Annotated in this window: 12 protein-coding genes and 1 tRNA gene; 7 read left to right on the top strand and 6 right to left on the bottom strand. The window is 50.2% G+C overall.

What is annotated here, in order from left to right; genetic code table 11:
* The first annotated feature begins 33 nt into the window (after nucleotides 1-33).
* Nucleotides 34-729, top strand: coding sequence for a fumarylacetoacetate hydrolase family protein (locus Q7T66_RS05080; RefSeq protein WP_304932224.1), 696 nt, complete (start codon nucleotides 34-36; stop codon nucleotides 727-729).
* A gap of 132 nt (nucleotides 730-861) precedes the next feature.
* Here Q7T66_RS05080 and Q7T66_RS05075 read toward each other — a convergent pair whose 3' ends face one another.
* Nucleotides 862-1,347, bottom strand: coding sequence for a glycine zipper 2TM domain-containing protein (locus Q7T66_RS05075; RefSeq protein WP_304932223.1), 486 nt, complete (start codon nucleotides 1,345-1,347; stop codon nucleotides 862-864).
* A 562-nt stretch (nucleotides 1,348-1,909) separates the two neighbouring features.
* Between Q7T66_RS05075 and Q7T66_RS05070 the strand changes: the two genes are divergently transcribed.
* From Q7T66_RS05070 to Q7T66_RS05055, 4 genes are all read left to right on the top strand, one after another.
* Nucleotides 1,910-2,359, top strand: coding sequence for a rhodanese-like domain-containing protein (locus Q7T66_RS05070; RefSeq protein WP_304932222.1), 450 nt, complete (start codon nucleotides 1,910-1,912; stop codon nucleotides 2,357-2,359).
* Between the two features lie 39 nt (nucleotides 2,360-2,398).
* On the top strand, nucleotides 2,399-2,668 hold the full coding sequence (locus tag Q7T66_RS05065) for a helix-turn-helix domain-containing protein (protein ID WP_304932221.1): 270 nt from the start codon (nucleotides 2,399-2,401) through the stop codon (nucleotides 2,666-2,668).
* Nucleotides 2,669-2,763: 95 nt separating this feature from the next.
* The gene (locus Q7T66_RS05060) at nucleotides 2,764-3,693 is read left to right on the top strand and encodes a family 2A encapsulin nanocompartment shell protein (protein WP_304932220.1); all 930 of its coding nucleotides are present in this window, start codon (nucleotides 2,764-2,766) and stop codon (nucleotides 3,691-3,693) included.
* A gap of 8 nt (nucleotides 3,694-3,701) precedes the next feature.
* The gene (locus tag Q7T66_RS05055) at nucleotides 3,702-5,771 is read left to right on the top strand and encodes a family 2A encapsulin nanocompartment cargo protein cysteine desulfurase (RefSeq protein ID WP_304932218.1); all 2,070 of its coding nucleotides are present in this window, start codon (nucleotides 3,702-3,704) and stop codon (nucleotides 5,769-5,771) included.
* 241 nt (nucleotides 5,772-6,012) lie between these two features.
* Here the strand turns inward: Q7T66_RS05055 and Q7T66_RS05050 are convergent.
* From Q7T66_RS05050 to Q7T66_RS05040, 3 genes are all read right to left on the bottom strand, one after another.
* Nucleotides 6,013-6,087 (bottom strand) — tRNA-Arg (locus Q7T66_RS05050).
* A 445-nt stretch (nucleotides 6,088-6,532) separates the two neighbouring features.
* A complete protein-coding gene (locus Q7T66_RS05045; RefSeq protein WP_304932217.1) occupies nucleotides 6,533-7,171 on the bottom strand; it encodes an RloB family protein in 639 nt (212 codons plus the stop codon).
* A complete protein-coding gene (locus Q7T66_RS05040; RefSeq protein WP_304932216.1) occupies nucleotides 7,171-8,400 on the bottom strand; it encodes an ATP/GTP-binding protein in 1,230 nt (409 codons plus the stop codon). Before Q7T66_RS05040 ends, Q7T66_RS05045 begins: the two co-directional genes overlap by 1 nt.
* 496 nt (nucleotides 8,401-8,896) lie before the next feature.
* Between Q7T66_RS05040 and Q7T66_RS05035 the strand changes: the two genes are divergently transcribed.
* Complete coding sequence (locus tag Q7T66_RS05035; RefSeq protein ID WP_304932215.1) at nucleotides 8,897-10,810, top strand: ATP-binding cassette domain-containing protein; 1,914 nt, start codon at nucleotides 8,897-8,899, stop codon at nucleotides 10,808-10,810.
* 53 nt (nucleotides 10,811-10,863) lie between these two features.
* Here the strand turns inward: Q7T66_RS05035 and Q7T66_RS05030 are convergent, their stop codons facing one another.
* Both Q7T66_RS05030 and murJ read right to left on the bottom strand, forming a co-directional pair.
* Nucleotides 10,864-11,703 (bottom strand): SirB1 family protein, encoded by an 840-nt coding sequence (locus Q7T66_RS05030; protein ID WP_304932214.1) that lies wholly within the window; start codon nucleotides 11,701-11,703, stop codon nucleotides 10,864-10,866.
* Nucleotides 11,704-11,762: 59 nt separating this feature from the next.
* Entirely contained in the window at nucleotides 11,763-13,313 is a 1,551-nt protein-coding gene (gene murJ, locus Q7T66_RS05025; protein ID WP_304932213.1) for a murein biosynthesis integral membrane protein MurJ, read from the bottom strand.
* A 338-nt stretch (nucleotides 13,314-13,651) separates the two neighbouring features.
* On the opposite strand from murJ, the gene rpsT reads away from it, so the two are divergent.
* Entirely contained in the window at nucleotides 13,652-13,915 is a 264-nt protein-coding gene (gene rpsT / locus Q7T66_RS05020) for a 30S ribosomal protein S20 (protein ID WP_112991257.1), read from the top strand.
* The last annotated feature ends 94 nt before the right edge of the window (nucleotides 13,916-14,009 follow it).

Below are 14,009 nucleotides of genomic sequence, written 5' to 3'. Positions count from 1 at the left end.
ACGAATCTATGGTTTTCACAACGAGGAGTTGTCATGCAGTTTGTTATTCCCGCTGTGCCGACAGCCGCAGTGCCTGTTGTGGGCAGCGATGCATTCTTCCCTGTGCATAGAATTTATTGCGTCGGACGTAACTATGTCGATCATGCGATTGAAATGGGCGGCACGGGCAGGGAGCCACCGTTCTTTTTCATGAAGCCGGCGGATGCGGTTTTCCCAATCGGATACGGTGCAGTCGCAGAACTGCCTTATCCGGAGATGACGGAAGATTTTCAATACGAGCTTGAGCTGGTTGCGGCCATAGGCAAGGCCGGTAAAAACATCGCGGCTGCAGATGCTATGCAATACGTCTGGGGTTATGCGATCGGTTTGGATATGACGCGCCGCGATGTGCAGGCTGAAGCAAAAAGCCTGCGCCGTCCGTGGGATACCGGCAAGGCGTTTGAACAATCTGCGCCCATCGGTCCGCTTCATCCGGCAGCAGAGATTGGCGCACCGGGAAACCGTGCGATTCAGCTAAGCGTCAATGGCCAGGTGAAACAACAAAGCACTGTCGATAAATTGATCTGGAGTATAGAAGAAATGATTGCGTATCTGTCGCAATATTTCACGCTGCAACCCGGCGACTTGATCATGACTGGAACGCCAGCCGGTGTATCGGCAGTGAAGAAGGGCGATCTAATGGAATGCAAAATTGAAGGCTTGGGCGAATTGAATATAAAAGTGGTGTAACTTTTTTCTACCGAATAGAAAAAGCCCCGCGTCATTTACATGAAGCGGGGCTTTTTCACGTTGTACTCATCGAGTCCAACAATGTCGCTACAGATTACTAATTGAAATTAGTAATGCGACTAGTAACGACGATTAATAACGATACACGCGACCGTTTTCGATACGTACGCGATTACCAACACGCAGATCGCCTACGCTATCCAGCGTCATGGTTTGATATGCGCCATTGTCGAGACGTACACCGATTTGGTATACATCACGCACTTGCTGGTTGCTGTTTTGAATTTGATTGCCAATCAGCGCGCCACCCGCTACGCCTGCTACTGTTGCTACAGTGTTGCCTGACCCTTTACCGATCTGGTTACCTACCAAGCCGCCGACGACGCCACCGACTACTGCGCCAGCACCGATGCCACTATGGCCTGTCGTTTGCTGCACAACTTGAATCGAATCAACCACGCCATAAGCAGAGTTGTATGCCGGAGCATTCGAAACAGGTGTTTGCGGATATTGATTGCCTGCGGGATCAGGATTGTAAGGTGCTGCACAACCTGCAAGAACTGCGACTGAAAAAACAGCAGCAGCTGTGAATATTTTTTTTGTTTGAGTGGTTTTCATGATGACTCCGTTATTGTTAATGGTATTTTTTTGACGGTACGTTCAGAGCTTAGCCGCGAAATACATAGCTGCTCGGTGCGGTAGCGCACCCAACTTCGATGATGGTTGCGCATCTGAGCGGCGTACGGCTCTAGACCGTATCTTTAGCGACAAGTGCGCAGCAAACTGGTTAAGAAAGTGTGAGCTTTGTAACAAAACGCATTAAGGTTGCGTAACGATTGAGCATGATTGCGCGGTCGTATTATTTTTATTACAGCGCTTCGCGATGGTTCGCCTTGCCATTTCCCTTGAATTAGCAAATCCAAATCAAGCTTTAATCTGTGCGCGAGACACGCTGCACGAAGATGGTCATAGACATCCGCGACACGATTCAAGTGTCTTCATCAAACGTATATCTATATGCGTTTGATGCCTCAAATATCCTTCCGAAGTCAGTAACAAAATTCAGATATTCAAGCGCGTTTTTATTCGTTTGTTGGCTATAGGCTTTCTTATATTCTGGTTGCACTGATTTTATTGATGCCGATGTCACACCATCGGCGTCCATGCCTAGGAGAACGAAATGGGTGCATCTCTTCCAAATATTCAAATCACGCAGGATGGCAGCGATGCATCAAGTGTGTTGTCTGCAGACGGCGTAACGCCACAAGCTGCATGGGCTCTTTTTTCAAGTGGACAAGCCGTGCTGGTCGACGTGCGCACTGCAGAAGAACGCGCATTCGTCGGCTATGTACCGGATAGCGTGCACGTGCCATGGGCCACCGGCACCAGTCTGACGCGCAACCCACGTTTTGTCCGTGAGCTGGAAGCGAAGACCGGCAAGGACAAAACCATTCTGTTGTTGTGCCGTAGCGGTAAGCGTTCTGCGCTGGCGTTAGACGCTGCCAGCAAAGCCGGCTTCACCAGCGTATTCAATGTGCTGGAAGGCTTCGAAGGCGAGCTCAACGATAAGCAGCATCGCGGCTCTGCCGATGGCTGGCGCTTTCATAAGCTGCCTTGGATACAAGCCTGATTTTCTCTAAGCAATTGATACGAATGCGTTTGTAAAAAGATGAGTAAGTTGTGTGCCAGTTTTGGTGTCACGGTGCGGCAATTGCGCGAAGCGCAAGGTTGGTCGCAAGAGATATTGGCCGAGAAGGCGCAACTCAATCGCTCCTATGTGGGCGAGGTAGAGCGCGGCAAGGTCATCCCATCGCTGATCACCTTGGACAAACTCGCCAGCGCACTCGGTTTAAAAATTTCAGATCTGCTGGCGCAGTGCGAACGTCATCGCGGACAGCAGGCTGTTTATAAACTCAACTTGGCGTCTATAGCATGTTGAGCGTCATGCAATTCCAGTCGACACTCCGCGCTGACATTGCCGTTTCATCATTCATTCAAGTTTCATCACTCTCTTAATTTACAACTGGAATTCTCATGGCAGATACTTCTCCGCAATTAGCCCTTGGCGACAACGCAGCGCGTCAGTTAGCCAACGCAACTAAAACCGTTCCGCAGTTATCGATCATCTCGCCGCGCTGGCTGACACATCTGTTGCAATGGGTGCCTGTCGAAGCCGGTATCTATCGCGTCAATCAAGTCAAGAATCCAGAGTCGATCAAGGTTACTTGCACGTCGCGTGAAGAAGAAAATCAACTGCCGCGCACCTTCGTTGATTACGAAGAAAATCCGCGTGAACATTTCCTGAATGCTGTCAGCACCATCCTTGATGTGCACACACGCATCTCCGATCTGTATAGCAGCCCGCACGATCAGATCAAAGAACAACTGCGTCTGACAATCGAAACGATCAAAGAAAATCAGGAGAGCGAACTCATCAACAATCCTGACTACGGCCTGCTGGCACAAGTCGCGGAAGAGCAACGTATTTTCCCTTTGACCGGCGCGCCAACTCCTGACGATCTGGATGAATTGCTGACTAAAGTCTGGAAAGAACCAGCATTCTTCCTGGCGCATCCGCTGGCGATTGCCGCCTTTGGTCGTGAAGCGACGCGTCGCGGTACGCCACCACCGACCATCAGTTTGTTCGGCTCGCAATTCATCACATGGCGCGGTATTCCATTGATTCCATCGGACAAAATTCCCGTCGCAGATGGCAAGAGCAAAATCATTTTGCTGCGCGTAGGCGACAAACGCCAAGGCGTGGTCGGTCTGTTCCAACCAGGTTTGCCTGGCGAACAAAGCCCAGGTTTGTCGGTGCGCTTCATGGGCATCAACAACCAGGCGATCGCTTCGTATCTGATTTCACTGTACTGCTCGCTTGCCGTATTGACGCCTGATGCGCTGGCTGTGCTGGACGATGTTGAGGTCAACAAATATCACGAGTACCCAGATACTTACCGTTAAGCGCGACTATGAGTAACTTACCATCCAATCCCGTGAGTATTCCTCAAGCGGGCGAGGCGCCTATCGATCCGGCTTTGCTTGCACGCATGGCGACTGCATTTTTTTCGGCGCTGCCGAATCAAAGCAGTGGCGTATTGCCAGGTGTACAAGCGCCGGTGAATATCGCGCCGCCGGGTTCGCCCTTGGCCAGTCCTGCTGGATTTGGCCCATCGATACCCGGCACGCCTATCCCGCAAGGACAGATACCCGGCACGAATCTGTTGCCGGCTTCGCCTACGCAATTGCCCTCATTGGCAAACCGTGCGCCCGCATTATTGCCGCACGCGACTGCGCCTAACGGCGTACCCGATACCTTGATCAGTACCTTGCCGGCTTATGAGCCGCGTCTGGGTGGTGCAGTTCTTGGTGTGCCGCAGGCGCAAGCAGCGGGTGGTCAGCAAGCTGGTTCAAGTCAGTTTGCGCAGCCAGCTTCCTCTGCGCCTGTCGACTTGCCATCGAATGCTGGTGCAAGCTCGCCGTATTATTTTCTGCAACACGGGCAGCCATCGCTACCCGGACGCGCGGGGAATACGCCAGCGGTAGGCAATATTCTTGATCAATTGGCGGATCAGCCTTTTGCAAATCCGGCTGGTAATGATGTGCAGAATTTGCTCTCGCCAAGTTCGTCGAATGCGAGCAAGGCGAGTGCGCAAGGTCCGGCTAAACCATCGACAGCACCGCAGTATTACTTTGTCGATTCAGTGGTGCTGCCTAGCGGTTATGTCACACCAGCCAAACCGCACCCGCATGGTCATGCTGGTCATGTGCAAAGCACGCCGATTTCAAATGCAGATCAAAGTCGTCATCCTGCATTCGATGTGCATGCAGTGCGTCGCGATTTTCCGGTATTGCAAGAGCGCGTCAATGGCAAGCAACTGGTTTGGTTCGACAATGCCGCCACCACGCACAAACCGCAATCGGTGATCGACCGCATTGCGTATTTTTACGCACACGAAAATTCCAATATCCATCGCGCCGCACATGAACTTGCAGCACGCGCCACCGATGCGTATGAAGGTGCACGGCTACGTGTGAAGAACTTCATCAACGCACCTGACGTGAACGAAGTTATCTTCGTACGCGGCACCACTGAGGCGATCAATCTGGTTGCCAAAAGTTGGGGCGGACAGCATGTGGGTGAGGGCGACGAGATTATCGTTTCCAATCTTGAACACCACGCCAACATCGTGCCGTGGCAGCAACTCGCCGCAGCCAAAGGTGCCAAGCTGCGCGTGATTCCAGTGGACGATTCGGGACAGGTTTTGCTCGATGAATACAAGAAACTGCTCAACGACCGCACTAAAATCGTCGCCGTCACGCAAGTGTCGAACGCATTGGGTACGGTCGTCCCGGTGAAAGAAATCGTTGCACTGGCACAGCGTGCTGGGGCCAAGGCTTTGGTCGATGGTGCGCAATCGATTTCGCACATGCGGATCGACGTGCAAGACATCGGTGCCGACTTCTTCGTTTTCTCAGGTCACAAAGTATTCGGCCCAACCGGTATCGGCGTGGTCTGGGGCAAACGCGAAGTGCTGGAAGACATGCCACCATGGCAAGGCGGCGGCAACATGATCGCCGACGTCACTTTTGAGAAGACAGTGTTCCAGCCGATTCCGAACAAGTTCGAAGCCGGCACCGGTAACATCGCCGATGCAGTTGGTTTGGGCGCAGCAATCGATTACGTCACCAAAGTCGGTATCGAAAACATCGCCCGCTACGAGCATGAGCTGCTGGTCTACGGAATGCAAAAGCTAGCTGCGATTACTGGTGTGCGTTTGATCGGTACAGCCGCAGACAAAGCCAGCGTCATGTCTTTTGTCTTGCAGGGATATACGACGGAAGAAGTGGGCAAGGCGCTCAATGAAGAAGGTATCGCAGTACGTACCGGCCATCACTGCGCACAACCGATTTTGCGCCGCTTTGGCGTAGAGACAACCGTGCGTCCTTCACTCGCGTTCTACAACACCTTCGAGGAAATTGATCGTTTGGTGCAAGTGGTAACGCAACTTGCAGGGCAGCGTCGGCTTTCATCAAAATAGAAATACGTCTTCAACAAACGGCCATCGCGAATGTTTTTTGTTAAGAACTTTTGGATGGCTGTCACAAAGAGGTAATAAAACCTTTTTATGATGACCCCAGATTTGCCACTCTCCACTATAGGTTTGGGTAAATCTTCGCAAAGCCTGCGTCTTAACTGACGTGGGCTTTTTTATTATGGGAGGCATTTATGTGATGGCAATGTGCAAACTCCATTACCAGTTTGATCAGGATAGGAAAAATTGGTCCCGCCGACAGGAATCGGACCTGTATCTAGCGCTTAGGAGGCACTCGTTCTATCCATTGAACTACGGCGAGGCAATGGGTAGAATAATTTTTTCTACCGCATTCTCTACTCTGTGGGACTCATTCTGACTCATCTCTGACTCATCTGATTTCACCCAACTTTTCCCCTTCAGTGATACGAAGTGATACGGCGAGTGATACAGAAAAGAGTCCAGATTTGGGACAGCAAGATTGTAACAGAGCTAATCTTTGTTATTCCATAGCGTTATCGCAATCGGTTCTACCCCGTAACCTTAAGGGGAGCACTAGTCGAAGAGTATCGTGAATCGAATAGCAAGAAGGGAGAGATATTGCTCGGTATCGCCCAAGAGCAAATGAAGCCGCTCCGCCGCACCAAGTGCTTAATTATTTAGGAGTGCTGCTGCAATATTACGGTTGTTGCAGTGAGTAATCCTGCATGGTGTGAAATGGCGATAAGAATGCTGGATACGAATTTTCAGTTCAGTTCAAGTGAAGTTCACTTCTTATCTTGAACCTGAATAGGTTGGGCTAAGGCTTCAAATGCATCGAACACTTCATGAATGCCCGTACTCGGATTCATTTCGCCATTTTCGATAGCTGCCTTCAGAATTATTGGAGAAGTTTTACGCGCTTGATTAAACGGCTCGCCGAGAAATGATGAAAACAAATTTCTTATATTGCCCTTGGCGTACTCCGCCATTCCGGGATGCTTTCGAAGATCGGCAATCAAACGATCCGCCGCGCTATGATTACCTACAGAGGAATATGGTTTGCAAATGTGTCCGAAGTGGATCAATAGCCAATATTCGAAGCAAGGATATGAGGCGATTACATTGACGTTCTCTTTAGACTCAGATAATACCAACGCTTCATCGAAATTTTGGTGGCTGTCACGATCAATAATGCAGAAAATCTGTTCATAAGCCTTGGACCGTTTTAAAGCGGCTTCTACAATCCCTTTTGGATCAGTTCGGCCACAGTGCAGAACTTCAACCTCCACATCAACTCTAAAATGAGCACGTGCTTCTTCAAAGTATTGTTTACCTGATTTCAAATCTTCACAGATCAGGAGGACTTTAGGCTGCGGCTTAAATTTTTGTCCTATCCTTTTAAAGGAGTCTGCATTGCGCGCCATCAAGACTCTCCTAAAAGCGGAAGGGAGCGGTACCTACCTTCATAGTATCGCTTTTCAATGTCCTCATTATCTCTGCCGACAAAATCATGTATTGAACGCAGCTGTGTAGCACCTTCAGAGTTGCGTTCAGTTAGCCAAAACTGATCTCTTCGCATCAGTTTGGTGTCCATCAAATGCGTATCATGCGTTGTAAAAATTAATTGCGTGCTATTCCCTGACTTGATGTGCTGCGAAACTAAACTTGCAACAATCTTGGGATGTAAGCTGCTATCCAATTCGTCAACTGCCAATACTCGATATTCTTTTGCATGGTTGTCCTGGACAAGCATCCACGGAAGCCAAAAACCGATGAGATTTTTCGTGCCGCTCGATTCTTCGTCAAAATCAAAATCAGCTGCTCCCAACGAGGAATTGTGCGTTAACGTTGTCGTCGTTGGCGCATCATCGTTCGAATCTAACATCCCGCCATCAGGTGATTTTTTGTCAAAACGAATGCCGAGTACGGGAACATCCACCTTCTGGAGGAAAGTCGCCAGTCGATTCATAAGTTCAGGCGCTCTCTTTGCAACTTGCTGCGAAGCGTTGGCCCAAGGCCTCATTTCACTTGAAACCACAGTAAATCCGGCCTGCAGCCACTTCAGTGGAGAACGAAGTTGAAGAAGATCATCGCTGCTGTTTGCCACAGCTTGTGTAATAAACAAAACTTGTGAGCTAGTTAGGTTTGCCCAAGTTGCATGGAGTTCTTTCGTACCTTCGAGCAATCCAAAATCATAAATGTCGTGTTTGCCATTCCAAGTTCGGCTATATAGCAAAGTTTCCTTGCCTCGAGGATAGCAAATCAGTCTTTCTTCATGGATTCTGGATTGAGTTGCTGCAAACTCAAATTGATATCTTATGTGATCTTGTATGAAATGAATCTCAAATCGACTCGGCTTATCCTGTAATGCCGTGTCAAATCGGAAAGGTTGCACTGGCAAAATAGTTGGCGTAGAAGACGGCCTCTGGTGCGCGAACACGCGAAAAGCGTCTAATGCTAATAAAAGATTTGATTTGCCGGAAGCATTTGGTCCGTATATAGCTACTACTTTCAACAGGTTTGGCAATTTTTCGCCAAGCGCACCAGCTGGGAAATGATTTTCTTTTTTTTGCAGGCGCGGTGCGGCAACCATGGAAAACGTCTGCTTGTCCTTAAAAGAACGAAAATTGCTTACGGATATTTCGATTAACATGCAGTTTTTCCGCGTTTAAAACTAATAATCATCGAGTGTAATCTTATTTTTTGAGTTTAACTGCTGTTTTTCTGCAACTGGCGTTGTAATTCCCTTCATTGCCTTCTTTTAGATGGTTGGCGAATGGCTGAGAGAACCATATGAGCGGTTAATTCATTTTTCTCCAACCTGAATTAAGGTTATTCGGGGTGTTTCGAGGGCGTCGAGATAGAAATGGGAGATGTGGAAATTGTTGATAGCTAGCATCAAAATTTGATACGCAAGTGATACGAGTCGGCTTGAGAGCCTTATCTGTATTAGACATGTCCCCTTGAACTACGGCGAGACGCGCGGAAGTGATGCATGTTGCTCACTTCCGCCCGCGATTATAGCTGACGAAAGTGCAAAGAATAGCGAGATAGGCGCCGCTATCGGTACAATGCTGACTTCATTCTCGATTTACTCTTTTTAATTGGTCGCCTGCAATCGCACGCAGACCTCACATCCTCAGGCATTTATGGCAGTCATCTCCCTCTCGAACGCGCAGCTCGCGTTCGGCCACGTCCCGTTGCTCGATAAAGCGGAATTCTCTCTGGAAACCACCGAGCGCGTGGGTTTGATCGGCCGTAACGGTACCGGCAAATCGTCTTTGCTGAAAATTATCGCAGGCACGTCGAAGCTGGATGATGGCCTGTTTGTCATGCAGCAAGGCATCAAGATCGCGTACGTGGAGCAGGAGCCGCATTTTTCGCAGGAGATGTCCGTCTATGATGCCGTTGCCTCAGGCATGGGCGATATGCAAGCGCTGTTGACTGAATACGATGCGCTGACCGGTCAATTTGGTGGCGATGACGACGAAGCCTTGATGGAGCGTATGCACGACATTCAGGTCAAGCTGGATGCGGCCGATGCGTGGAATTTGAATCACAAGGTTGAGGCGACGCTGGATCGTTTGAATCTGGTCAAGGATTCGTTGATGGGCACTTTGTCCGGCGGTATGCAGAAGCGCGTTGCGCTGGCACGCGCGCTGGTGAGTGCGCCTGATGTGTTGCTGCTCGATGAACCGACCAATCATTTGGATTTCACTTCGATTCTCTGGCTCGAAGGCTTGCTGCGCGATTACAAAGGTAGCGTGCTGTTCATTACCCATGACCGTAGCTTCCTGGATAACGTCGCAACGCGCATCATCGAACTCGATCGCGGTCGCTTACTGTCATTCCCGGGTAACTTCAGCGCGTATCAAGTACGCAAGGCTGAGCAACTGGAAATCGAAGAAGTCGAGAACGCCAAGTTTGATAAATTTCTCGCGCAGGAAGAGGTCTGGATACGCAAAGGCGTGCAAGCGCGTCGTACGCGTGACGAAGGTCGTGTGCGCCGTTTGGAAGCATTGCGGTTGTCGCGCAGTGCACGTCGTGATCAACAAGGTCAGGTCAACCTGAATGTGTCGTCTGGCGATCGCTCCGGCAAGATCGTGGCCGAGCTGGAAAATATCAACAAAGATTACGGCGATAAAGTGATCGTCAAGGATTTCACCGCAACGATTTTGCGTGGCGATAAAGTTGGTCTGATCGGTTTGAACGGCGCGGGTAAAACCACGCTGCTGAAAATGATCCTGGGCCAGGAAGAGCCGGATTCGGGCACCGTCAAGCAAGGTACCAAATTGCAGATCGCGTACTTCGATCAGATGCGCGCGCAGCTCGATGAAAACGCCAGTCTGGCCGATACCATTGCGCCGGGTAGTGACTGGGTCGAAATCAACGGTCAACGCAAGCACGTGATGACGTATTTGAACGACTTCTTGTTTGCTCCGGAGCGTGCACGTTCACCGGTTAAGTCATTGTCAGGTGGAGAACGTAATCGTTTGCTGCTGGCGCGTTTGTTTGCCAAACCAGCCAACGTCTTGGTGCTCGATGAGCCGACCAATGATCTGGATATCGACACGCTGGAGTTGCTGGAAGAATTGCTGGAAGATTACGAAGGCACCGTGTTCCTGGTCAGCCATGATCGTACCTTCCTCGACAACGTCGTCACACAAGTGATCGTTGCTGAAGGCAATGGCTTGTGGCGCGAATATATCGGCGGCTATACCGATTGGGAGCGTGTGCGTCCTGCTGCAATTCCAGCTGGTTCGCCTAAAGGTAATGGCAAAGTTGATGCTAAAACTGAAGCCGTATCGTCGCAAGCCGCACCGGCTGCAAAGCAGAAAAAGCTGAGCTATAAAGAGCAGCGCGAGATCGATGCGTTGCCTACTTTGATTGCTCAGTTGGAAGCGGAACAAAAAGCGATTACGGAAAAATTGGCTGATGCCAGCATCTATACCAAGCAGGCAGATGAGGCAAAACGCTTGAACCAGCGTTTTGCAGAAATCGATGGCTTGTTGCTGGACGCGCTGGAGAAATGGGAAACCATCGAAGCGCGCGCGAAGGCGTAATACAGGAAGAAGAAAATCATATTGCCGCTCCCGCTAACGCAGGAGCGGCATTTTTAATTCAAGCGACCGATTGCATTCCGCAAGTCAGGCAATCTGGCGCGTAGTTCCGCTGCATCCATCGCGTACGGTCTTTGCTCCAGATACGCTTCAATATCCTGCACCGCAGCTTGCGGACATTCCAGATTGGCATACGCCAGACCACGATCGCGCCGCTCGCTAATTTCACGCGGCAGCAAGATCAATAATCTTTCCTGAACTTCCAGCAAACGCTGCCAGCGTTCCTGTTGCGTGAATAATAATTTCAGATTGCGCAGCATGCGTACCAATATGTCGCGCGGGCTGGCCGCGTCGAGATAGGCGTTGAACTGAAAATCATCCGGGAAATCCTGCTCAAGGATATAAGGCTCAACGCGTTCTTCCAGCTCTTCACGCGACAGGCTTGAACCATTGAATGGATCAAGTACAACCTGCCCCGATTGGACTGAAAGTTTCATCAGGAAATGACCAGGAAATGAAATGCCCTGAACTTCCAGATCGATCTGCTGCGCCAGTTCCATATACAAAATCGCAAGCGAAATCGGAATCCCGCGTCGGGTGCTGAGCACACGATGCAAGTAGCTGTTATCGGGGTTGTAGTAATCGTTGACATTGCCGCTGAAGCCGAGTTCATTGTAAAAATAATGATTCAGCATGCGCAGTTTTTGCAGATGCGACGCATCGTCCGGCAAACGCTGCTTGAGCTTGGCGGCAAGCGTATCGACTTCTTCTTCCAGCGCGGCTAGATCGAGATCAGGTTCGGCATCCTGCGCAATTGCCAACGCAGCTTCAAACAAGGGAATGCTGTCGTCCTGCTGCACCAACGTGGAAAAGTATTCGAGAGTATTGATCGTCATATGCCTCCATCATAACGAGGATGCGGCAAACGTGCAGCGCGCACGGTCAAGGTGTTCGATCAGTGTGTTATCCGTTTGAAATCGCGGAAGCGAAATCCCATGGCCAACAATGCCCCAAAATAACTTATGCCGCAAGCTGCCATCACAATCAGCAAGGCGCTGACGCGGCGTAGCGGGAAGGCGCGCATTTCAACCCAGTCGAAATGTCCTGCCGTCCATAAGGCAACGCCACCCATCAAAAAGAGCGCGCCGGCCAGGCGGATAAAGAACATGCGCCAGCCCGGTAAAGCGATATAAATGCCGCGGCTTTTCAATCCCCAATACAGGAAGCCTGCATTCAGGCATGCGCCCAAACCGATCGACAATGCCAAGCCTGCATGTGCAATCCACGGTACAAAAATCAGGTTCATCAATTGTGTTGCAATCAATACACCGATCGCAATTTTGACCGGGGTTTTGATGTTTTGTTGCGCATAAAATCCTGGAGCAAGAATTTTCACCAATATCAGGCCGATCAAGCCGACGCCGTATGCGACCAAGGCTTTTGATGTCATCGCAACTGATTGCGCGTCGAATTTTCCGTAATGGAATAGCGTGGCGGTCAAAGGTTCGGAGATCGTTGCCAAGCCGACTGCGCAGGGCAGGGCGAGCAAGAAGGTCAGACGCAAGCCCCAATCCAGCAGCGACGAGTATTCGGCTTTGTTGCCTTCGAAATTAGCTTTGGACAAACTTGGCAACAGAATCGTCCCTAGCGCGACGCCGAGCAGTGCGGTTGGGAATTCCATCAAGCGATCAGCGTAAGACAGCCATGAGACGCTGCCGCTTTGCAGCCGCGATGCAATGTTTGTATTGATCATCAAACTGATTTGCGCAGCCGAGACGGCGAATACGGCGGGCCCCATTTTGCTCAGGATCTTGCGTACGCCCGCATCGCCGAGGCTGGCAAACGGATTCTTTGAAATGCGCGGCAACATGCCGATTTTCAGCAAAGCCGGGATCTGGATTGCCATTTGCAAAATACCGCCGACTACAACGGCGATCGCCATCGCATAGATCGGCGTGTCGAGATAGGGCGCGAGAAACAGTGTGGCGACGATGAAGGATAAATTCAACAGAGCCGGCGTGAAGGCCGGAATCTTGAATTCACGCCAAGTATTCAGAATGCCGCCACTGAGCGCGACGAAGGACATGAAGCCGATATACGGAAACATCACGCGCGTCATCCAGACCGATGCGTCAAACACGGTGTCGTTCGATTTGAGGCCGGTGGCAATCAGGTAGACGATGAAGGGCGTGGCGACGATGCCAATCAGGCAAGTGAGCAGCATTGTCCACATCAATACAGTGGCGACGTGATCAACTAGCGTTTTGGTGGCTTCTTCGCCTTTTTGGCTTTTGTACTCGGCCAAAATCGGCACGAATGCCTGCGAAAACGCGCCTTCTGCAAACAAGCGGCGTAATAGATTGGGGATGCGGAAGGCAATATTGAACGCATCGGTATAGGCGGATGCGCCAAATGCACGGGCAAACAGGATCTCGCGGATCAATCCTGTCACACGAGAAACCATCGTCATGCCGGATACTGCCGCGAGCGTTTTGTGCAAGTTCATGGAGCGGGATTATAGCTGGTGGCAGATCAGCTTGGCGACGATTCGCAGGTTTTGGGTGGCGGGATTATTGCGAGCTTTAATGAACTTGCGGCAACGCAACCTTACAAAACGATACGCTGGTCTTAGTTAGTAAATTATTATTTATTTGGCAATGAAGGTTCATTACTATTAGATGTCGGCACTCGAGCAAGGGCGCGTTTTGCAACAAGCTTGTCGCCTGAATAGCATCTATTTGCGTGATTGGCAAAATGCCGCTATAATCCGAGGCTTCACAGAATTCTGTCTCACTAATGCGTGTTTGCGAATGCGCTTCGACCCTGTTTTAGGAAATAATATTCATGGCAAATACAGCACAAGCACGCAAACGCGCTCGTCAAGCAGTCAAACAAAACGCTCATAATTCGAGCCAACGTTCGACATTGCGTACAGCAGTTAAAGCAGTTCGCAAAGCAATCGAAGCTGGCGACAAAACAGCAGCAGCTGAAGTTTTCTTGAAATCTGTTTCGACGATCGATCGTATCGCCGACAAAAAGATCATTCACAAAAACAAAGCAGCACGTCATAAAAGCCGCCTCGCAGCAGCTTTGAAAGCGCTGGCTTAATAAATTCCTTGTCGCTGCAGAAATGCGGCGACCAAGTAATAAAAAACCCCCGCATGATTTTCATCATGCGGGGGTTTTTTATTAGTGCTGAGCT

The organism is Herminiimonas sp., from assembly GCF_030655415.1.
This window is presented reverse-complemented; position numbering and strand designations above follow the sequence as displayed.

Bases quoted from the DNA above. Each gene is read 5' to 3' on its own strand.
- Q7T66_RS05080 (WP_304932224.1), top strand. From the start codon at position 34: ATGCAGTTTGTTATTCCCGCTGTGCCGACAGCCGCAGTGCCTGTTGTG.
- Q7T66_RS05075 (WP_304932223.1), bottom strand. From the start codon at position 1,347: ATGAAAACCACTCAAACAAAAAAAATATTCACAGCTGCTGCTGTTTTT.
- Q7T66_RS05070 (WP_304932222.1), top strand. From the start codon at position 1,910: ATGGGTGCATCTCTTCCAAATATTCAAATCACGCAGGATGGCAGCGAT.
- Q7T66_RS05065 (WP_304932221.1), top strand. From the start codon at position 2,399: ATGAGTAAGTTGTGTGCCAGTTTTGGTGTCACGGTGCGGCAATTGCGC.
- Q7T66_RS05060 (WP_304932220.1), top strand. From the start codon at position 2,764: ATGGCAGATACTTCTCCGCAATTAGCCCTTGGCGACAACGCAGCGCGT.
- Q7T66_RS05055 (WP_304932218.1), top strand. From the start codon at position 3,702: ATGAGTAACTTACCATCCAATCCCGTGAGTATTCCTCAAGCGGGCGAG.
- Q7T66_RS05045 (WP_304932217.1), bottom strand. From the start codon at position 7,171: ATGGCGCGCAATGCAGACTCCTTTAAAAGGATAGGACAAAAATTTAAG.
- Q7T66_RS05040 (WP_304932216.1), bottom strand. From the start codon at position 8,400: ATGTTAATCGAAATATCCGTAAGCAATTTTCGTTCTTTTAAGGACAAG.
- Q7T66_RS05035 (WP_304932215.1), top strand. From the start codon at position 8,897: ATGGCAGTCATCTCCCTCTCGAACGCGCAGCTCGCGTTCGGCCACGTC.
- Q7T66_RS05030 (WP_304932214.1), bottom strand. From the start codon at position 11,703: ATGACGATCAATACTCTCGAATACTTTTCCACGTTGGTGCAGCAGGAC.
- murJ (WP_304932213.1), bottom strand. From the start codon at position 13,313: ATGAACTTGCACAAAACGCTCGCGGCAGTATCCGGCATGACGATGGTT.
- rpsT (WP_112991257.1), top strand. From the start codon at position 13,652: ATGGCAAATACAGCACAAGCACGCAAACGCGCTCGTCAAGCAGTCAAA.